This is a genomic window from Halomicroarcula saliterrae, assembly GCF_031624395.1.
In the GTDB taxonomy this organism is placed as follows: domain Archaea; phylum Halobacteriota; class Halobacteria; order Halobacteriales; family Haloarculaceae; genus Haloarcula; species Haloarcula saliterrae.
The window spans coordinates 422,442-441,416 of the sequence record NZ_JAMQON010000001.1; the positions used below are offsets into that span (position 1 = coordinate 422,442).

Below are 18,975 nucleotides of genomic sequence, written 5' to 3' on the forward strand. Positions count from 1 at the left end.
TATGCAGGGACAAAACCAACAGCAGGCGTACGACCGCGGGATAACTATCTTCTCTCCGGACGGGCGTCTCTATCAGGTCGAATACGCCCGCGAAGCGGTCAAACGCGGCACGGCGAGTATCGGCATTCGGACCAGCGACGGTGTCGTGCTGGCCGTGGACAAGCGCATCCGCTCGCCGCTGATGGAACGCTCCTCCGTGGAGAAAATCCACAAGGCGGACGACCACATCGGCATCGCCTCGGCCGGCCACGTCGCCGACGCCCGACAGCTCATCGACTTCGCCCGGCGGCAGGCACAGGTCAACCACCTGCGCTACGGCGAACCGGTCGGCGTCGAGACGCTCACGAAGGAGATTACCGACTACATCCAGCAGTACACGCAGGTCGGAGGGGCACGCCCCTTCGGCGTCGCGCTCATCATCGCCGGCATCGCCAACGGCGAACCGCGGCTGTACGAGACGGACCCGTCGGGGACGCCCTACGAGTGGAAGGCCCTCGCGGTGGGAGCCGACCGCGGCGACATCCGGGACTACCTCGAAGAGCACTACGACGAGACGATGACCCTCGACGAGGGCGTCGACCTCGCGCTCGAAGCGCTCGCTTCGGTCGCCGAGGACGGCCTCGCCCCGGAGGGTATCGGCATCGCGACCATCGACGTCGAGACGGAGGAGTTCGGCGAACTGAGCGACGAAGTGAAGAAAACGCATCTCGAAGCCACCGACCTGCTCGCCGACGGCGACGCCGGCGACGACGCCGACGACGCCGACGAAACCGACGAGGAGTAAGCGGTTTCATTTTTCCACACGTCCATAGAATTAAGCCCCGGAGTGGCCAAGCCGTGTGTATGATGTGTCCACGGTGTGGGGGACGGCTCACGCGGTATCGGCTCGACGAGCGGGAGACTGTCGGCTGTCAGGAGTGTGAGTACGTGGGCGTCTCGGTCGACCACACGGCCGAACACGGCCGACCGGAGTCGTGGGACGACGCGATAGACCGGTTCCAGGAACAGGGCCAGTCGGTGGTGACGGTGACCCGCGACGACCTGCCGGCCGACGTGCCGGTCGCCGAGTCGAACGATACGGCGCTCGGAAACGGGGTCGACGGCGAACGAGCCGCGGACATCGAGGACTTGGTGTTGCCGGTTTTCGACGAGGCGGACGCTCACGACGACGCAGGCGACGCGACGGTGACCGACCCGAGCTAATCGACAGCCCGTGACCGAACGAGAGAATCGACCGGGGATTCGGTCAGTCGTTGGCTTCGACTTCTTCCTCTTCGTCCGTGGCCGCTGCCCCGTCCGCGCTGCCGCGCCCCTCCTCCTCTTCCTCGGAGCGGGCGGCGACGAGCGAGCCGCGCGAGACGCTGTACATCGGCTCGTCCGCGTGTTGGACGTCGCTGATGGAGAACGGAATCGAGGCGTCTTGGAGGTGCTGCTCGAACAGCTTCTTGAAGCCCTTCGGCGAGGAGGTGCCGCCGGTGACGACGACCGGCACGTCCAGCCCTTCCTCGATGTCTTCTTCGTCGACCTCTTCCTGAATCTTTCCGATGACGTAGTCCAGCAGGTTCTCGTAGTAGATCGAGAGGGCGCCCTCGACGCCGCCCACGTCGGTCTCGAAGTCGAGCTCGAAGTCGTCTTCCTTGATAGAAGTGACCTTATCGACCGGCTTGCCCGTCGCCTGGGCGGCCTGCTCGTCGACCCAGTCCCCGCCGCGGGCGACGGAGAACTTCATCACCGGCACCGCGTAGTAGGACAGACAGACGTTGGTCATCCCGGCACCGAAGCTGATACCCAGTCCGGTAAAGTCCCTGTCGGCGAGGTCGGAGTAGATGACTGCCATCCCCTCGTTGATGGGTTCCGCGTCGTACCCCATGTCGTTGAGGAACGACTGGATGGTCTTCTGGTGATACAGCGTGCTCAGGTCCGAGTCGATGGGGTCGGCCGGCGAGGAGAAGTACAGCTTCTCGTCGGGGTGGTTCGGTGAGCCCACGACCTGCTCGATGATGAGCTTCATCATCGGAATCGCGGACTGCTCGTCCGAGGAGAGAATCCCCTGGGACATCGGCCGGCGTGTCTCCTGATTGAAGATGTTCGCGAAGTTGAGCGCGTCGTCGCCGAGCACGTAGACGTCGTCGTCCTTTCGGATATGCAATACGTCAGACCGAGAGAGCATCCGTTCGGCCATATCGCTGTACTCGATCTCGACGAACGAGTTTCGCTGCTGAACGAATACGGTGTCCGTACCGTCTTGCTGTGCCGAAATAAGGTTCATCGTCCCAACGTCAAGTCCTTTTGCCATGAGTAGTTCACTAATAATTCCCGCATACTCCACATAAATGTACGTATCTACCTGATTCGTTATTGTTTTTAGCTGACTAAATGTGGAATGTCGGCATGAATATTCAACTAGGTTCCGGAACGATATATATCAACAGCCGGACGGGAACGGTCTCCGGAGTGGCCCGCTCAGTTTCCGCGGCCGAGCATCGTCGCCACGCGGTCCAGCAGTCCACCGAGCACCGTCTCCTCCTCCTGGTTCTCCGCCTCCTCCCGTTTCTGCTTGCGGAGCTCCGCGAGCGCGTTCGTCTGGTCGTCCACCGTGGACTCGGAGCGGTCGGTGGTCTTCTGGCCGCCCTTGACCATCGCCAGTCCGGCGACCTGCTCGTCGACGCCGCTGCGGTGGACTCGCTCGGCCTCCACGTCCAGTCCCGTCACGTCCATATCGGCCTCGCTCTCGCTGGTTCGGATGTTCAGGTCGCTCCCCTCGGAGCGCTCGACGCCGCCCCATGTGAGGTCCACGTCCTCCATCGCCGACTCGATGTCGGACTCGATCTGTTCGTCGGTGATCTCCTCGCCGGCCTCCGCGTCCTCGGCGGTGAAATCGCCCGGTCGCGGCTTCGCCCGGTCGATGTGGTAGGCGACGAGCGCGCCGCCGGTCGCGGCGAGCAAGACGGCCAGTCCGACCCCGTAGACGAACAACACCTGAATGCTGTAGGTCGGTCCGGAGCCGACCGCCCAGTTGTAGGGGTACGCCCAGACGAACAGCCCCAGTCCCACGAGCGATATCGTCGAACCCGCTGCTGCGCCGTACAGCGCCCGCCTGCTCACCGGGAGCAGGACGACCACACTCGACAGGGTCGCGGGCAGCGCGAGCATGCCCACCGCGATGGCCGCCTCGCGGTAGATGAAGTCGGCCGACGGACCGCCGGCGCCCGTCAGCTGGCCGGCGGCACCGATGACGAACGCTGCGATGCCAAAGCCGATGCCGGCGAAGAACAGCGCGAACCCGAGATAGACGTCGACCTCGCGGTCCGGCTCGCCAATATACGTTCGATACCACTCGAAGAGTCGTCCGTCATCGGTCCCGTCTGTCATAGTTGTTCGTTATTTCGGCCACTGTGATAGCTACATTATCCAAACGCTCTGTAATCAGTCTTTCCCGAAACCCGCAGTAAGGACTTTAACTGCCCCACCGTTACCGGCTGATATGATATCGCTTGACGAGGCGGTGACGGCGCGCCTCGAATCCCACGGACAACGGTTCGAGGTACTGGTCGACCCCGACGCGGCACTGGAGATAAAGCGAGGGGAGTTCGACGGCGACCTGGCGGATGTCATCGCGGCCGAGGACATCTTCGAGCACGCCGACCGCGGTGACCGGCCACCGGAGAACATGCTCGAAGAGGTGTTCGAGACGACCGATCCGATGGAGATCATCCCGGAGGTCATCAGGAAAGGGGAGATTCAGATTACGGCCGACCAGCGCCGCGAGATGCAAGAACAGAAACACAAACAGCTCGTCCAGCGCATCACGCGCAACGCCGTCAACCCCCAGATGGACGACGCGCCCCATCCCCCGGAGCGCATCGAGTCGGCCCTCGAAGAGACGGACTTCCGCATCGACCCGATGGAGCCCGTCGAGACGCAGGTAGACGACGCTCTGGACGCCTTGCGGCCGGTCATCCCGATCCGCTTCGACGAGATAACCGTCGCGGTGCAGGTGCCCGCCGACTACGCCGGCAGCGCTCAGGCCAAGATTCGGACCTTCGGCGAACTCGAACGCGAGGAGTGGCAGGCCGACGGCTCGTGGGTCGGTGTGCTCACCTTCCCCGCGGGGATGCAGAACGATTTCTACGACGTGGTCAACGAGCACACGAGCGGCGAAGCCGAGACCCGTATCATAAAAGACGAAGACGAAATCGGCACGCGGTAGCGCCGAGCCGCGGTTATCCCTGCTTGAAGCCGACGAAGAAGCCGCCGGTGAACCCGGCGCTGACCGGCAGCGCCGAGAGCAGCGACGTGACCCACGACGGCGGCTGGCTGGCCGCCGACCCGGCGCTGCTCGTCGTGTTCCTGGCCGCGCCCCCGATGGCCTGCCAGTTCACTTCGAGGATGCCCCGCGTCTCGAGGAACTTGAACAGCGCCAGTTCCAGACCGACGATGACGGCGATGAGCTTCGCTATCTTCTTGGCTGCGAAGCCGATGATACCACCGATGACCGCACCGGTTCCCAGTTCCAGTCCCATCTTCTGAAGACTGAAATCCAGTTGTAACGCAAACTCGACCATACTGGGTACCTTATTGTGCCGCTGTATATCCTTTGTGGGACTCGGACCGGTGTCCGGTGGTTTTCGGAGCGACCCTGCAGACTAAATAATCGGACGGCCTACGTGGTGGTGAGTGACGGCGACACACACCACAGACCGTGCAGTCGTGGCGAAACGCGTCGATAGCGGCGAGGCCGACACCGAGGAGATACGCGACCTCGCGCGGGCGGCCGGCTACGACGTGGTCGGCGAGATAACGCAGACCCGAACTGAGGACCCGGCCTACCACCTGGGCGAGGGGAAGGTGACGCGGCTGGCAAACACCGTCGCCCGCGAGGAGGCGACGACGGTCATCTTCGACAACCAGCTGGGGCCCTACCAGACCTACAACATCGGCAACGAGCTCCCGACGGGCGTGACCGTGATGGACCGGTTCCGGCTCATCCTCGAGATATTCGGCCAGCGCGCGCGGACCCGGAAGGCCCAGCTCCAGGTCGAACTCGCCGAGTTACGCTACGAGCTCCCGCGAGCGGAGGCGAAAGCCAGCCTCGCGAAACGCGACGAGCGCCCCGGTTTCATGGGTCTGGGCGAGTACGACGAGTCCCGAGAGGAGGACATCAAAAAGCAGATAGCCAACATCCGGGACGAGCTCGAATCCATCGAGGAGACCGAGCGACACCGCCGGAAACAGCGCCGCGAGTCCGGTTTCGACCTCGTGGCACTCGCGGGCTACACCAACGCCGGGAAGTCCACCCTCCTGCGACGGCTCGCCGCGGACCTCGAAGTCGACGAGAACGAGGACCTGCATCCCGACCTCGACACCACCGCCGAGAGCGAGGACCGCCTCTTTACCACGCTCGGGACGACCACCCGCCGCGCGGAGGTCGGGAAACGCGAGGTGCTCGTCACCGACACCGTCGGGTTCATTCAGGACCTCCCCCACTGGCTCGTCGAGTCGTTCAAGTCCACGCTCGATTCGGTGTACCGGGCGGATCTGGTCTTGCTCGTCGTCGACGTCTCCGAGCCCGTCGAGGAGATACGCGAGAAGCTGGTGACGAGCCACGACACCCTCTACGAGCGCAACGAGGCCCCTATCGTGACGGTGCTGAACAAGACCGACACCGTCGACGACGAGGAGATACGGCGCAAACGGGAGGCCCTGTCGGCGCTGGCACCGAACCCCGTCGCCGTCAGCGCCGCGGAGGGGCTGAACATCGACGCGCTGGCCGAGCGCATCGACGCGGAGCTGCCCGACTACGAGCGCGAGCGCCTGGTCCTCCCCATGACCGAGGAGACGATGAGCGTCGTCTCGTGGATTCACGACCACGCCCACGTTGAGACCGTCGACTACGGGGACGAGGTCGTCATCGAGTTCGAGGCCCGGCCGGCCGTCGTCGAGATGTCGCGGTCGAAAGCCGGCGACCTCGTCGGCGCGTCGGCCTGAGCGGGCTGACGAGAGCCGTTGGCACTGCCCTGACCCGAAGGAAGATATACGGGCGGAATCAACGGTGGGGCAATGCGGGTATTCGAGACTGAACTCCCCGGCGTCGGCCGCCGCTACACCGTCAGGTTCGGCGACGGCGGCGAGTTCGTCGTCCTCATCCACAACGACGGGAACCGAGAGACGTTCTGGCGCGACGACCCGGACGGAGACAGCGACCGGCTGTTCCAGACGACCGAGCCACAGGCACGGAAGCTCGCCGAGATATTCGACGGCACCTACTTTCACACGGTGGCGGAGGACCTCGACGACGCCTTCGAGAACGCCCGGATTCGGTGGATAGAAATCGATTCGACGTCACCGCTGGCGGACGAGACGTTGCGCGGGACCGGACTCCGGACCCGGAGCGGCGTCTCAGTGCTGGCAATCCAGCGAGGGACCGACACCATAGCGAACCCGGACCCGGACGTCGTGCTCGCGGCCGGCGACACGATAGTGACTGTCGGCACCGAGGCGGCGTACGAACGGCTGCACGACCTGCTGGACGGCTGACCGACGGCCGACTCACTCGGCCCACAGCGCGCCGGGCACCGCCTCCACCAGGTCCGTCGCGACGAGTCCGGAGCCGTGTTCTTCGACCGCTGTGTCCCCGGCGGTGCCGTTGGCGTAGGCCGCGAGGGCGGCGGCGTGGCGCGGTTCGAGTACACAGGCCAGCGCGCCTGTGACACCGGCGAGCACGTCCCCGGTGCCGCCGACCGTCATTCCGGCGTTGCCCGTTCGGCTGATTCGGGTTCGCTCGCCGTCCGATATCACGTCGTAGGCCCCCTTGACCAGCAGCGTCTGACCGATGTCGGCTGCGAAATCCTCGACCAGTTCGGCCCGCTCGCGCCAGTCGTCGCTGGTCTCCCCGCCCATCCCGACCAGTTCGCCCTGATGTGGTGTACAGACGAGGTCGGCCTCGGTCTCGACGTCTGGGACGACCTGCAGGGCGTCGGCGTCGACGACGGCGGTGCCGTCGAAGCGCGCGAGCAGCGACTCGACGGCCGACAGCGTCTCCCCGGCGCCGCCGAGTCCCGGCCCGAGCACCAGCGTGTCGTGGTCGGCAGCGAGGTCGGCCAGCCAGTCGACGTGGGCCGGGGCCAGCCGGTCGCCGTCGTACTCGCGGACGATGAGGTTCTCGCTGTACCCCTGTATCTCGCGAGCGACGGTGTCGGGGGCCGCGACGCGGACGAGGTCGGCCCCCGCCCGCAGCGCCGCCCGGGCGGCCAGCGCCGGCGCGCCGGTGTAGGGGCCGCCGCCGACGACCAGCACCTCCCCGTTGTCCCCTTTGTGACTCGCGGGGTCCCGCGAGAGCCGCCGGCGGTCGCCCCGTTCGACGAACCGCTGGGCCGCGTCGGGGATGCCGATGTCCGCGACGGTGACCGACGCCGGGAGGTCGGCGAGCCCGGGTTTCGTGTCGTGGAACGTGACGACGTGGTCGGCGGCGACGGCGTTCTCGGCGAGGTCGCCCGTCTCGCAGTCCAGCCCCGAGGGGACGTCCACGGAGAGAACCGTCGCCGCCGAATCGTTCATCGCGGCGGCGGCGGTGGCGGCCGGCTCACGCAGCGCGCCGCTGATACCCGTGCCCAGCATCGCGTCGACCGCGAGGTCGGGGTCCCCCAGCTCGAACGCCGACGAGTCACCGACCTGTTCGGTGGGGTAGTCGGCCGACTGGAGCGCGTCCCAGTTCTCCCGGGCGATGTCGGTGGTGATCGTCTCGGGGCGACCGAGCAGACACACCCGGAGCGCGAACTCGTCCAGAAAGCGCGCCGCGACCAGCGCGTCGCCGCCGTTGTTCCCGCGCCCGGCGACGACGACGACCTCGTCACCCGGGTCGGCGTGGTCCCGGACGGCCCGCGCGACGCTGTGCCCGGACGATTCCATCAGCTGCTTTCGCGGGACGCCGAGCGCTTCGGCGTTCGCGTCGACGACCGCCATCTCGGAGCCAGTTAGCATACCGGCTCTGCGGGCGCCACCGACCTAAAAGCTACCAGCGGACCTCGAAGCCATCGAGTCCGTCGGGGGCCTCCTCGCTGACCTCGACCGTCGAAACATCCGCCATCGACGACCCCTCGTAACAGAACTCGATCATCTCGTCGACGGCGTCCGGGTCGCCCTCGAAGACGGCCTCGACGCGGCCGTCGTCCAGGTTCCGGACCCAGCCGTCGACGCCCTTCTCGATGGCCCTGTCCCGCGTCGTCGCTCGATAGTACACTCCCTGTACCTTCCCGGAAACGTGGACGTGGGCGCGCTTGCGTGACATGCGTCAGTGTAGACACACCGGTCAGTTATGTCCGGTGGTCCCGCCGGTTCTCGCTCAGAGCTCCCGCCCGCCCGAACGCAGATAATGAAAGAGATACGTCTGCGTGTAGCCGGCGTACTCGCCGCCCAGCGTCTCCCGGATGGCGGCCGAGGTGTCGCCGTAGCTGCCCCGGTCGCAGTCGGGGTAGAACTCCGCGATGACCGTCTGAATCCAGGTGTCCAGCGGAACGGCCTCCAGGTAGCCAAGCGAGAACAGCAGGATGCAGTCGGCCACCTTGTCGCCGACGCCGACGAACTCAGTGAGCGCGTCGCGGGCCGCTTCGTAGGGGAACTCGGCCGCGGCCGCCGGGTCGGACTCCCCCTCGGCGACCATCTCGGCCGACCGCTTGACGTAGGGGGCGCGGTAACCCAGACTCAGCTCCCGGAGGTCGGCCTCGCTCGCGCCGGCCAGCGCGTCCGGGGTCGGAAACGCGTGATACGTCCCGCCGTCGAACGAGACCGGCTCGCCGAACTCGCGGCGGAGCGCCTGTTGCATCCCGTGGATACGACCGACGCGCATCTGGGCCGAACAGATAAACGAGACGAGCGTCGGAAAGACGGGGTCCCGGACGATACGCATCCCCCAGTAGGCGTCGAACGCCTCGTCGACGACGGCGTCGGGCGGGGCCGTCTCCCGGATCGCCGGCAGGTCGTCGTCCAGTCCGAGCAGGGTCCTGAGGTGGGGCTCGGCGTCGACGGAGCTCTCCCACTGGAGTTCGCCGTCGGTCTGGCGCACCCGGACGACCTCGGGCTCGCCGTCGACCCGCAGCGTCGTCCAGTACCACGCCGACCCGCCGCTCGCGGCCGTCCGCTCGTACATCCGGCCGTCCTCGCGGTCCCAGAGATACGACTGGCCGCTCTCGACGGTTGCCTGCAGGTCGATACCGCCCGGGAGCGCTCCCACGTCGAACTGTCCGCGATGCATTGGTTCCGGGAACGGCGTGGAGGCGTATCGGGGTTTCTATCCGCCACTGTGCGGGGGCCGGCGGCTCAGACCGCCGAGTCGGCCTGCCGGCGCAGCAGCGCGATGGCGCCGACGACGCCGAACACCGCGACGGCGGCGGCCTGCGGGGTCGTCACCGGGACGCCGAGGACGGTCCCGAGCCCGGAGACCAGCGTAAAGGCGAGAAACAGCGGGAGGACGACGGCGACAGCGTAGTACCACGGGAGCCCCATGATTCTGGCGAGTCTGCCGGCGCCGTTCCGGTACTCGTCGAGGGCGGCCTTTCCGAGGACCCACCCGTCGAACAGCAGGAAGCCGAGCAAGCCGGCGGTCAACGCGAGGTTGGCGACGGTGTCGGCGAGCAGCGTGAACAGCGACGGCGACAGCGCGGCCCCGCTCCCGGTGACGAGGAAGAGGCCGCCGACACCGGCCGTCGCCCGCGAGCGCGTGGTGTCGCGTTCGTCGACGAGGTAGGCCACGAGCACCTCGAAGATGCTGATCGCCGACGAGAGCGCCGCGAGCAGGACGACGCCGAAGAAGACGAGGCCGACGACGCGGCTGTACGGCAGGTCGGCGAAGGCGCCAGCGAGGCTGACGAACAGCGCGCCTGGGCCGCCCTGTCCGGGCGAGATACCGAGCGAGAACAGCAGCGGGAAGATGACCAGTCCCGCGAGGACGCCGATGCCGGTGTTCAACACCGCGATGATAGTCCCATCGGCGGCCAGCGAGCGGTCCTCGCCGATGTAGGAGGCGTAGGTGAGCATCGCCCCGGCGCCGACCGAGAGAGTAAACAGCGCCTGCCCCGCCGCGGCGACGAGGACGTCGAGGAAGTTCGCCCGGAGGTAGGCCACGTCCAGCGAGAGGTAGAACTCGTAGCCCTCGGCGCTCCCGGGCAACGTCACGGCCCAGAGAGCCAGCGCCCCGAAGAGGACGACGATGCCGGGGACCATCACCGTCGTCGCGAGTTCGATGCCCCGGTCGACGCCGGCGTAGACGACGGCCACCGTCGCCAGCAGGAACAGGGCGTGGAAGCCGGCGGCGCCGACGCCGAAGTCGATGGCGGCGAAGTACCCCTGTGGGTCCGCGAAGTACGCGCCGGAGGCGCTGGCGACGGTGTACCGGAGGATCCAGCCGCCGACCACCGAGTAGAAAGAGAGGACCACGACGGAGGCGAGCAAGGCGACGCCGCCGAGGGCACGCCAGCGGCGGCCGCCCAGCGCGCCGAAGGCGCCGACCGGATTTCGGCGGCTCCGACGGCCGATGACCATCTCGCCGAGCAGTCCGGGGACGCCGACGAGCACGATTACGAGGACGTACAACAGGAGGAATGCGGCGCCGCCGTTGGTCGCCGTCAGCCAGGGAAACCGCCAGATGTTTCCGAGGCCGACGGCGCTGCCGACGGCGGCGAGGAGGAACCCGAGCCGGGTCCGCCAGGTGGCTCTCGTCATCGTCTCACGGTCTTCCCGAGCACCAAAAAGCGTGTCGAGTGTCGCGAAGACACGTCAGAACGGCTGGAAGAAGCCGGCGTCCTCGACGAGGAACATCTCGTTGATACCCAGCGCGAGCGTGAGGACGATAGCGGCCACGACGACCACCCGGACCGTCCAGAGCCACACCTCGCCGCCCGCGCCGAGGCCGCCGGTCCCCTCCCGCAGCTCCGCGACGGCGTCACGGCCGAGCACCCACCCGACGAAGACAGCGGTGGCGAGCACCGACAGCGGGAGGAACACCTGGTAGGCGAAACTGTCGAACCACGTCAGCCACGCCGTGTCCAGCGCCGACGGGAGGCCGAGCAGGAACAGGGCCACCCCGATGGCCGGGGCGAGATAGTGCCGGGGCACGTCGTAGTTGTCGTTGGCGTAGGCGACGGCGGTCTCAAGCAGGCTGATGGCCGAGGACAGCGCCGCGATGAGGACGACGCCGAAGAAGACGACGCCGAACAGCCGGCCGAACGGCACCGTTCCGAACCCGGCGGCGGTCGCGACGAACAGCGCGCCGGCGCCGCCGGTCCCGGTCGTCACCTCCGCGCCGATGGTCAGCAGGATGGGGAAGACGACCAGTCCGGCGAGGATGCCCACGAGCGTGTTCGTCACGACGATAGCCCCGCCGTCGGCGACGAGGTTGTCGTCGCCCCCGACGTACGAGGAGTACGTCACCATGATGGCCATCCCCAGCGAGAGCGTGAAGAAGGCCTGACCGACGGCGAAGGGGATGATGGTCCCGGCGTTTGCCACCATCGCGCCGGGGTCCGGCGAGAGGAAGAAATCGTAGCCGGCGGCGGCGCCGGGGAGCGTGGCAACCCACGCCGCCAGGGCGACCATCAGGACGACGATACTGGGGACCATCACCTTCGTCGCCTTCTCGATGCCGTCTTCGATACCCAGCGCGACGATACCGACGACCAGGGCGAGGAAGACGGCCTGAGCCACCACCGCGTCGAGGCCCGCCGAGACCGACCCGAAGTAGCCCGCGGGGTCCGAGAAGTACGCCCCTCGGGCGCTCCCGAGGATGTAGCGAAGCACCCACCCGCCCACGACGTTGTAGTACGAGAGAATCCAGAACCCGGTGAGGACGGCCAGGCCGCCGACGGCTCGCCACTTCCGGTGGCCCAGCCGCGAGAAGGCGTCGACGGCGTTGACGTGGGTCCGCCGACCGAGGACGAACTCCGCGAGCATCGCCGGGAAGCCGACGAGCGCGACGGCCACGAGATAGAAGACGACGAAGGCGGCCCCGCCGTTGGTCGCGGTCTTGAACGGGAACTGCCAGAGGTTCCCGAGACCGACTGCGCTGCCGATGGCCGCGAGGACGAATCCCGGTCGGGTCGCCCACGTTTCTCGGTCCGACATTTTTCGTTCGGACCTACTCTCGTGTGGCTGTTAACAACTGCGGTTGTTCTGTATTTTCGTCTCTCGACGGAACAGTGTCTCTGCCCGGTACGAACGCTTTTGTCGGTAGTAGTGACGAGTTGCAATCACCGTTGTGCGCGTCTCGCGGTGTGTCGGGCCGTCTCTGTCAGCGTGGTCGACGGCCGGTCCGATCCCGGACCAGCAGCTTGCCGCCTCTGCTCGGTCTCACCCGTCCCGGCTCTGCTCGGTCGCCGATGGGACGGCGACCGGGGCGCCGGGACGCGTCGTGCGCTACGCTTCGCCGTAGACCGGGACAGCGATTCCTTGCAAGCGGCGCCGCCTTTGCTCGGTCTCACCCGTCCCGGCTCTGCTCGGTCGCCGATGGGACGGCGACCGGGGCGCCGGGACGCGTCGTGCGCTACGCTTCGCCGTAGACCGGGACAGCGGCGCCACTAGTAACCCCCGCCCCGTCCGAACAGAGAAACAGCATAACGGCGGCGATATCTCTGGGCTCGACCCACTGCTCGAAGTCGGCGTCGGGCATCATATCGCGGTTCATCGGTGTGTCGATGACGCTCGGCAGCACGCTGTTTGCCCGTACGGAGCCGAGATTCTCCTCGGCGATCGTCTCGGTTAGAATCCGGACCCCGGCCTTGGTCGCCCGGTAGAGCCCGTCGCCCTCGCCGCCTTCCAGTGAGGACCGCGCCGAGACCGAGACGATACTCCCTTCGGTCTCCTGTAGATGGGGCAGGGCGTGTTTCGAGGCCAGAAACATCGTCTTGAGATTGACGCCGAAGAGGAAGTCGAACGTGTCGGCCTCGGTCTCGTGTATCGGGTCGCCGCCGCGCCACGTCCCGGCGACGTTCAGGAGGTAGTCCAGCCGACCGTGTTCCGCGACGACAGCCTCGACAACGTCGGCCACGTCGCCCTCGTCGGTGAAGTCTCCCCGGTGGAACTCGATGCGGCCGGGGTCGGACAGCTGGAAGTCGTCGCTGTCTGGCTCGACCACGTCGGCACCACAGACAGTCGCCCCCGCCTCGATGAAGGCGTTAGCGACCGAACTCCCCAGCGCCCCGCCGACGCCGGTGACCAGTGCGACCTCGCCGTCGAAATCGAAGCTGACGGACATGTTCGGGGAGAGGTACGGGGCCAGCAAAAAACTCCGGGCCACCGCGGTCGGCGCTCTGTCCGCTGACAGTCACAGCCCTGGTAGCACACCTGCGCGTCGAGTAGGTAAAGACCGACTGAGGCGAAAAAGGGACGGGCAGTCCGTCCGGTCGTCCGGACCGGAACGCCGGTTGCTCAGTGGATGCCCATCGCTTCGATCTGTTCCTGGTACCGGTTCCGGATGGTGACTTCGGTCACCTGCGCCACGTCGGCGACCTCGCGCTGGGTCTTCTTCTCGTTGCAGAGCAGCGAGGCGGCGTAGATAGCGGCGGCGGCGTAGCCGGTCGGGGACTTGCCCGAGAGCAGGCCCTGCTCGGCGGTGGTGTCGATAATCTCGTTGGCCTTCGACTGGACCTCTTCGGAGAGGTCGAGTTCGGAGGCGAACCGGGGGACGTACTGCTTGGGGTCGACAGGCTCCATCTTCAGTTCGAGCTCCTGGGCCACGTAGCGGTATGTGCGCCCGATTTCCTTTTGCTCGACGCGTGAGACGTCGGAGACTTCTTCCAGGCTCCGTGGGATACCCTCCTGCCGGCAGGCCGCATAGAGGCAGGCCGTGGCGACACCCTCGATGGAGCGGCCACGGATGAGGTCCTCGTTGAGCGCGCGTCGATAGATGACCGAGGCGACCTCCCGCACCGAGCGCGGGACACCCAGCGCGGAGGCCATGCGGTCGATTTCAGAGAGGGCGAACTGCAGGTTGCGCTCGCCCGCGTCTTTGGTCCGGATGCGCTCTTGCCACTTGCGCAGCCGATGCATCTGTGAGCGTTTCTCGGAGGAGAGCGAGCGACCGTAGGCGTCCTTGTCCTTCCAGTCGATCTGTGTCGTCAGCCCCTTGTCGTGCATCGTCTGTGTCGTCGGGGCCCCGACACGCGATTTCGACTGCCGTTCGGAGTGATTGAACGCGCGCCACTCCGGCCCGCGGTCGATGTTCTCGTCCTCGATGACGAGGCCACAGTCCTCGCAGACGAGTTCGCCACCGCCATCGCTGGTGATCGACTCCGACTCACACTCGGGGCAGGTCTGCTGGCCCGTGCTCTCGGACTCCTGCTCACGCTCCTCTTGGTCCGTGTCCCGCTGGCGCGTCGGCCGTTCCATGTGTTCTTTTACGGAGAACAGCTAATTACTTATAAATGTTTGGGCGAAATCGGTCGTTACTCGGGGTACGCCCTTCCTACGAGGCGGCCCGACGGCGTCGAACAAAGCCTTAACCCATGGGCGTGCGGTGATACCGGGATGTATGAGGTCGCTCAGGGGGCCGGTTGTGGCGGTCGCACGTCCGCGCGACACTGTCCCGAACCGCGAGCGTCGCCCGACCGAGGGGTCCGAAGCGATGGCTAGCCCCGCACGGTCGACACCAGCGCGGGCGGGTTGGCCGACCGATGAGTGACGGGCCACCGCCCGGAAAGGATGGTATCGGGGAGCTGTTCGACGAACTGGAGGAACTGGAAGACATCGTCGACGGCGAGGACGAGAAGCGACAGGTCCGCGAGGCGATGCGGGCCGCGACGGAGGCACAGGACGGCGAGCCTGCGGTCTTCGGACGCGTCATCTGGGGGTTCGACCGCGAGGACTTCGCCGAGGCGGTGCTCGGCTCGCTGCTGTTTGGCATCCCGATGGCCGTCGAGAGCGGGACGCGCGACGCCGGACTCCACATCGCCCAGCACCCGCTGTATTTCCTCGGGACGCTCGCGACGGCGGTCGCGATAGTGGTCGGCATCCTCTACGTCGCCGACTTCCAGGACGTGCGCGTGGCCCACCGTATCCTCGGCGTCGTCCCGCGCCGGCTGGCCGGCGTGACGACGACGGCGCTGTTCACCTCGGTCGCGCTGTTGACCGCCTGGGGGATGGTCGAGTGGTCGACCGACCCACAGCACGTCTGGGAGTCGCTCTGTATCTGCAGCGTGGCGTTCGTCCCGATGTCTATCGGGGCGGCGCTGGGCGATATCCTCCCCGGGAGCTAGGGAGAGTTCGACCACCGGGGAGTCCGGAGCGGAACGGCTCGAACGCGAACAGGGAGGGATATCCGGTCTCTGGCGGTCGGGACGGGCTGTCGCCCCGACGACGGTGCCGTGAGCGTAGCGACCATGGGGCCAGCGAGCGTGCGAGCGTCTGGTGAGGGGTTCGCGCCGTCGAACCGGCGCGTGACACCGGCTGTCACGGGCCGACGGCGTTTGACAACCGTTAAAAGCGACGGTCGGGTACGGGGTGGTATGAGCGAGAGCCAGCAGAAACGAGCGCAGAAATGCGTCTCGTGTGGCATCAACATCGCCACGACGAACGCGGCCGCGTTCAAGTGTCCGGACTGCGGACAGCAGATCTACCGCTGTTCGAAGTGTCGCAAACAGAGCAACCTCTACAAGTGCCCCGACTGCGGGTTCACGGGACCATAACGATGGGGAAAGTAGCAGCCAAAATCAAGATCATGCCGCAGAGCCCGGAAGTCGACCTCGACGCGCTCCAGGACCGTCTGGAGGGGGCGCTTCCCGAAGGAGCGAAGATCAAGGGATTCGAGCGCGACGACGTGGCCTTCGGCCTCGTCGCGCTGTTCCCGACGGTCATCATCCCCGACGAAGCCGGCGGCACGGACGCCGTCGAGGACGCCTTCGCCGACGTCGACGGCGTCGAATCCGTCGATGTAGACACTGTCGGCCGTCTGTAACACGGCTTTCGTTCTCCGCGATTTCCCGCCTCGTGAGCGACAGCACCGCGCCACCCGGTTTCGGACGCGACCGCGGAACGCACGTTTTATATGGGCGAGTAGACAAGCGATGAGCAAGAATGCCTAGTTCGAACGGCCCCCTCGAAGGAACACGGAACAAGCTGAAAAACAAGCCACGCAACCGCGGCACGTCGCCGCCCCAGCGCGCCGTCGAGCAGTACGAGGTCGACGAGAAAGTCCACCTGAAAATCGACCCCTCGGTCCCCGAAGGCCGATTCCACCCGCGGTTCGACGGCCAGACCGGCACTGTCACCGGCGAACAGGGCGCGGCCTACAAGGTCGAAATCGTCGACGGCGGCAAGACCAAGACGGTCATCGTCAAGCCGGCACATCTCCGCCGTCAAGAGAACTGAGCGATGACGATCTTCAAAGAGAAGATCTCGGAGGAGTATCTCACCACCGCCGAGACCAAGGAGATACTGGCGGACCTGGAGATGGAGCGTGCGGCCGACGAGGACCGCGAGATGCGCTACGAGCTCAAGCGCTCTATCGAGCACGTCAACCACTTCGCCATGCTGGACGTCGAGGAGTCCCTGGAGTTCGTCGACGAACTGCAGGACCTCGAGAAGGTCGACGAGGCGACCGCTTACAAGATCGCGAATCTGCGGCCGCTCGACCGCGACGAGCTGCGTGCCATCTATGCACAGGAGCGGTACTCGCTGTCGGGCGACGAACTGGACGCCATTCTCGCCGTCGTCAAGCAGTACGCCTAACTCTGCCGACAGGTCCGTGCTGGGGCGGCCGACAATTTTAGCCGTCCGGCGTTTGCCGACGGGTCCGGCCGTCCAGCCGTGCGGTCATCCAATGCATTAAGTGTACTCTCGTCATACAGTTCCGCATGAGCAGCACCGAGAGCGGTGGTGAGGATTTGGTCGCGGCAGTGCTCGACGTTCTCCCGCACGGCCGGAGCGACGACGACCGCCCGCAACACCAGAAAGAGCCGCTCGCGTACGCCCTCGGAGTCGACGAGTTCCACATCTACGAGCTCTCGCTCGACGAGGACGACGACATCGCCTTCGGCGACCGCATCGACCTCACGGAGTTCGGTCGGTTGACCGAGGTGGCGTTCGAGGACCTGCCAAGCGGTGCCCGGCAGGAACTGGAGTACGCCGTCGAGGAAATCGTCGAGGCCGACGAACGGCGGTTCGTCGACTTCTACAACGACGCCCAGCCGATTACGCTGCGACTCCACCAGCTGAACCTCTTGCCGGGTATCGGGAAGAAGCTCCGCAACACCATCCTCGACGAGCGCAAGCGAAAACCGTTCGAGAGCTTCGAGGACCTCGAAGAACGGGTCAACGGGCTCCACAACCCGAGGGAAGTGCTCGTCGAACGTATCCAGGAGGAGCTGCGGGACGACGACCTGAAGTATCGGATCTTCGTGCGACGGAGTGAGCAGGGCGAGGAGACCTGAGCGTCGCGGGTCGCCTCGTAGCACAGAGCAGGGCGAGGGTGCGCGACCCGAGCCCCGGAGGCGAGTAGCCGACTTTTTCACGTCCCGACCGTCTACGGAGGGTAATGACCGAGTATGGGAACCGCGACCCGGACGCGCTCGTCCGACGGGCGGGCAAGCGGGCCGACACCAGACAGGACCAGCATTTCCTGGTCGACGACCGCGTGCTCGACCGGATTCCGAGCCACGCCGAGGGGATGGACCTGCGCCACGTGCTCGAAATCGGCGGGGGGCCGGGCGCGCTCACCGACCGGCTGCTGGCCGTCGCCGGCCGGGTGACCGTCGTCGAGCGGGACCCCGACTTCGCGGCGCACCTGCGCGAGGAGTTCGCCGACGCCGTCGCCGCCGACCGGCTGACCGTCGTCGAGGGCGACGCGCTCGACGTCGACCTCCCCGACTTCACCGCGAGCGTCTCGAACCTCCCCTACGGCGCCTCCTCGGAAATCGCCTTTCGCCTCCTCCCCGAGGGGAAGCCGATGGTCCTCATGTTCCAGCAGGAGTTCGCCGAGCGGATGGCCGCCGACCCGGCGACTGACGACTACGGCCGGCTGTCGGTGACGGCGGGTCACTACGCCGACGCGGAAATCGTCGAGACCGTTCCACGCGGTGCCTTCGACCCCCAGCCCCGCGTCACGAGCGCGCTGGTTCGGACCACGCCTCGCGAGCCGGACTACGAGGTCCCCAGCGACGAGTTCTTCATGGCCTTCCTGAAAGCGGTGTTCACCCAGCGACGGAAGACGATGCGCAACGCCGTTCGCAACACGGCCCACATCTCCGGGCTGAGGGACCCGGACGCCGTCGTCGCCGCCGCCGACGAGTCCCTGATGAGCGCCCGTGCCGGCAAGCTCACGCCGGCCGATTTCGCGGACCTCGCGACGCTCTCCTACGAGGTTGGCGAGCCGGAGCACGGCGATGACTGAGGAGGACGCGGATAGCGGTCGCCCGGCGCTGGCCGACGAGCGCGGCGTCGAATCGGTGTACCAGCCGGCCGAGGACTCGGACCTGCTGGCCCGGACGGCCGACGAGCGCGTGACCGAGGGCGACCGGGTGCTCGACGTGGGAACCGGGTCGGGCTACGTCGCCGCGGTGGTGGCCGAGGCGGGCGCCGAGGCAGTCGGCGTCGACCTGAGTCCGCTGGCCTGCCGGGAGGCCGCCGATAACGGTGTTCCGGTCGTCCGCGGTGACCTCGTCGCTCCGTTCCGGGACGCCGCGTTCGACCTCGTGGCGTTCAATCCGCCCTACCTCCCGACGCCGGCAGAGGCGGAGTGGGACGACTGGATGGAACACGCGCTGTCGGGCGGCGAGGACGGCCGCCGGCTCGTCGATCCGTTTCTGGAATCGGTCGGTCGGGTCCTCGCGCCCGGCGGCGAGGCGCTTTTGCTGGTGAGCAGTCTCACCGCCCCCGACGCAGTTCGCGCGTACGCCCGCGAGCGGGGGCTCGCCAGCGAGGTGCTTGCTACCGAGAAACACCCTTACGAGGAGCTCGTCGTCTTGCGGTTCTCCGAATCGTAATTACCGAAGT

General features: G+C 66.7%; 23 protein-coding genes. 13 read left to right on the forward strand and 10 right to left on the reverse strand.

Annotation, left to right across the window (positions count from 1 at the left end):
- The first annotated feature begins 1 nt into the window (after position 1).
- Together psmA and NDI56_RS02275 are read left to right on the forward strand one after the other, a co-directional pair.
- Positions 2–784: an archaeal proteasome endopeptidase complex subunit alpha gene (gene psmA / locus NDI56_RS02270; protein ID WP_310917791.1), complete on the forward strand. Its 783-nt coding sequence runs from the start codon at positions 2–4 to the stop codon at positions 782–784.
- A gap of 59 nt (positions 785–843) precedes the next feature.
- A complete protein-coding gene (locus NDI56_RS02275) occupies positions 844–1,203 on the forward strand; it encodes a hypothetical protein (protein ID WP_310917792.1) in 360 nt (119 codons plus the stop codon).
- Positions 1,204–1,246: 43 nt separating this feature from the next.
- Here NDI56_RS02275 and NDI56_RS02280 read toward each other — a convergent pair whose 3' ends face one another.
- Together NDI56_RS02280 and NDI56_RS02285 are read right to left on the reverse strand one after the other, a co-directional pair.
- Positions 1,247–2,296, reverse strand: coding sequence for a disk-shape morphogenesis protein volactin (locus NDI56_RS02280; protein WP_310917793.1), 1,050 nt, complete (start codon positions 2,294–2,296; stop codon positions 1,247–1,249).
- Positions 2,297–2,463: 167 nt separating this feature from the next.
- Positions 2,464–3,372, reverse strand: a complete 909-nt coding sequence (locus NDI56_RS02285; RefSeq protein WP_310917794.1) for a cell division protein CdpA domain-containing protein — start codon at positions 3,370–3,372, stop codon at positions 2,464–2,466.
- 112 nt (positions 3,373–3,484) lie between these two features.
- On the opposite strand from NDI56_RS02285, the gene NDI56_RS02290 reads away from it, so the two are divergent.
- Positions 3,485–4,210 (forward strand): ribosome assembly factor SBDS, encoded by a 726-nt coding sequence (locus tag NDI56_RS02290; RefSeq protein ID WP_310917795.1) that lies wholly within the window; start codon positions 3,485–3,487, stop codon positions 4,208–4,210.
- A gap of 13 nt (positions 4,211–4,223) precedes the next feature.
- Here NDI56_RS02290 and NDI56_RS02295 read toward each other — a convergent pair whose 3' ends face one another.
- Entirely contained in the window at positions 4,224–4,565 is a 342-nt protein-coding gene (locus tag NDI56_RS02295) for an FUN14 domain-containing protein (RefSeq protein WP_310917796.1), read from the reverse strand.
- Positions 4,566–4,677: 112 nt separating this feature from the next.
- Between NDI56_RS02295 and hflX the strand changes: the two genes are divergently transcribed.
- Together hflX and NDI56_RS02305 are read left to right on the forward strand one after the other, a co-directional pair.
- Complete coding sequence (hflX, locus tag NDI56_RS02300) at positions 4,678–5,988, forward strand: GTPase HflX (protein ID WP_310917797.1); 1,311 nt, start codon at positions 4,678–4,680, stop codon at positions 5,986–5,988.
- A 72-nt stretch (positions 5,989–6,060) separates the two neighbouring features.
- The gene (locus tag NDI56_RS02305) at positions 6,061–6,537 is read left to right on the forward strand and encodes a cation:proton antiporter regulatory subunit (RefSeq protein ID WP_310917798.1); all 477 of its coding nucleotides are present in this window, start codon (positions 6,061–6,063) and stop codon (positions 6,535–6,537) included.
- A 12-nt stretch (positions 6,538–6,549) separates the two neighbouring features.
- Here NDI56_RS02305 and NDI56_RS02310 read toward each other — a convergent pair whose 3' ends face one another.
- The 7 genes from NDI56_RS02310 to NDI56_RS02340 form a co-directional block, all read right to left on the reverse strand.
- Positions 6,550–7,980, reverse strand: a complete 1,431-nt coding sequence (locus tag NDI56_RS02310) for an NAD(P)H-hydrate dehydratase (RefSeq protein WP_310917799.1) — start codon at positions 7,978–7,980, stop codon at positions 6,550–6,552.
- Positions 7,981–8,011: 31 nt separating this feature from the next.
- Complete coding sequence (locus NDI56_RS02315; RefSeq protein ID WP_310917800.1) at positions 8,012–8,287, reverse strand: acylphosphatase; 276 nt, start codon at positions 8,285–8,287, stop codon at positions 8,012–8,014.
- A 54-nt stretch (positions 8,288–8,341) separates the two neighbouring features.
- The gene (locus NDI56_RS02320; protein ID WP_310917801.1) at positions 8,342–9,250 is read right to left on the reverse strand and encodes a DNA-3-methyladenine glycosylase family protein; all 909 of its coding nucleotides are present in this window, start codon (positions 9,248–9,250) and stop codon (positions 8,342–8,344) included.
- A 65-nt stretch (positions 9,251–9,315) separates the two neighbouring features.
- On the reverse strand, positions 9,316–10,716 hold the full coding sequence (locus tag NDI56_RS02325) for a sodium-dependent transporter (RefSeq protein WP_310917802.1): 1,401 nt from the start codon (positions 10,714–10,716) through the stop codon (positions 9,316–9,318).
- Positions 10,717–10,770: 54 nt separating this feature from the next.
- Complete coding sequence (locus tag NDI56_RS02330) at positions 10,771–12,114, reverse strand: sodium-dependent transporter (protein WP_310917803.1); 1,344 nt, start codon at positions 12,112–12,114, stop codon at positions 10,771–10,773.
- A 418-nt stretch (positions 12,115–12,532) separates the two neighbouring features.
- Positions 12,533–13,243 carry an SDR family oxidoreductase gene (locus tag NDI56_RS02335; protein WP_310917804.1) on the reverse strand — a complete coding sequence of 237 codons (711 nt, stop codon included), beginning with the start codon at positions 13,241–13,243 and terminating at the stop codon, positions 12,533–12,535.
- A gap of 173 nt (positions 13,244–13,416) precedes the next feature.
- Positions 13,417–14,376: a transcription initiation factor IIB gene (locus NDI56_RS02340; RefSeq protein ID WP_310917805.1), complete on the reverse strand. Its 960-nt coding sequence runs from the start codon at positions 14,374–14,376 to the stop codon at positions 13,417–13,419.
- Positions 14,377–14,660: 284 nt separating this feature from the next.
- On the opposite strand from NDI56_RS02340, the gene NDI56_RS02345 reads away from it, so the two are divergent.
- The 8 genes from NDI56_RS02345 to NDI56_RS02380 all read left to right on the forward strand — a co-directional run bounded on the left by NDI56_RS02345 (position 14,661) and on the right by NDI56_RS02380 (position 18,965).
- On the forward strand, positions 14,661–15,242 hold the full coding sequence (locus NDI56_RS02345) for a DUF2391 family protein (RefSeq protein WP_310917806.1): 582 nt from the start codon (positions 14,661–14,663) through the stop codon (positions 15,240–15,242).
- Between the two features lie 249 nt (positions 15,243–15,491).
- Positions 15,492–15,671 (forward strand): HVO_2753 family zinc finger protein, encoded by a 180-nt coding sequence (locus NDI56_RS02350; RefSeq protein WP_220587000.1) that lies wholly within the window; start codon positions 15,492–15,494, stop codon positions 15,669–15,671.
- Between the two features lie 2 nt (positions 15,672–15,673).
- Positions 15,674–15,940, forward strand: coding sequence for an elongation factor 1-beta (locus NDI56_RS02355; RefSeq protein ID WP_310899322.1), 267 nt, complete (start codon positions 15,674–15,676; stop codon positions 15,938–15,940).
- 119 nt (positions 15,941–16,059) lie between these two features.
- Positions 16,060–16,353, forward strand: a complete 294-nt coding sequence (locus tag NDI56_RS02360) for a 50S ribosomal protein L21e (RefSeq protein ID WP_310917807.1) — start codon at positions 16,060–16,062, stop codon at positions 16,351–16,353.
- 3 nt (positions 16,354–16,356) lie between these two features.
- Positions 16,357–16,713 (forward strand): RNA polymerase Rpb4 family protein, encoded by a 357-nt coding sequence (locus tag NDI56_RS02365; protein ID WP_310917808.1) that lies wholly within the window; start codon positions 16,357–16,359, stop codon positions 16,711–16,713.
- 125 nt (positions 16,714–16,838) lie between these two features.
- Positions 16,839–17,414: a DUF655 domain-containing protein gene (locus NDI56_RS02370; protein ID WP_310917809.1), complete on the forward strand. Its 576-nt coding sequence runs from the start codon at positions 16,839–16,841 to the stop codon at positions 17,412–17,414.
- A gap of 104 nt (positions 17,415–17,518) precedes the next feature.
- Complete coding sequence (locus NDI56_RS02375; protein ID WP_310917810.1) at positions 17,519–18,373, forward strand: 16S ribosomal RNA methyltransferase A; 855 nt, start codon at positions 17,519–17,521, stop codon at positions 18,371–18,373.
- A complete protein-coding gene (locus NDI56_RS02380) occupies positions 18,366–18,965 on the forward strand; it encodes a HemK2/MTQ2 family protein methyltransferase (RefSeq protein WP_310917811.1) in 600 nt (199 codons plus the stop codon). Before NDI56_RS02375 ends, NDI56_RS02380 begins: the two co-directional genes overlap by 8 nt.
- Positions 18,966–18,975 lie beyond the last annotated feature (10 nt).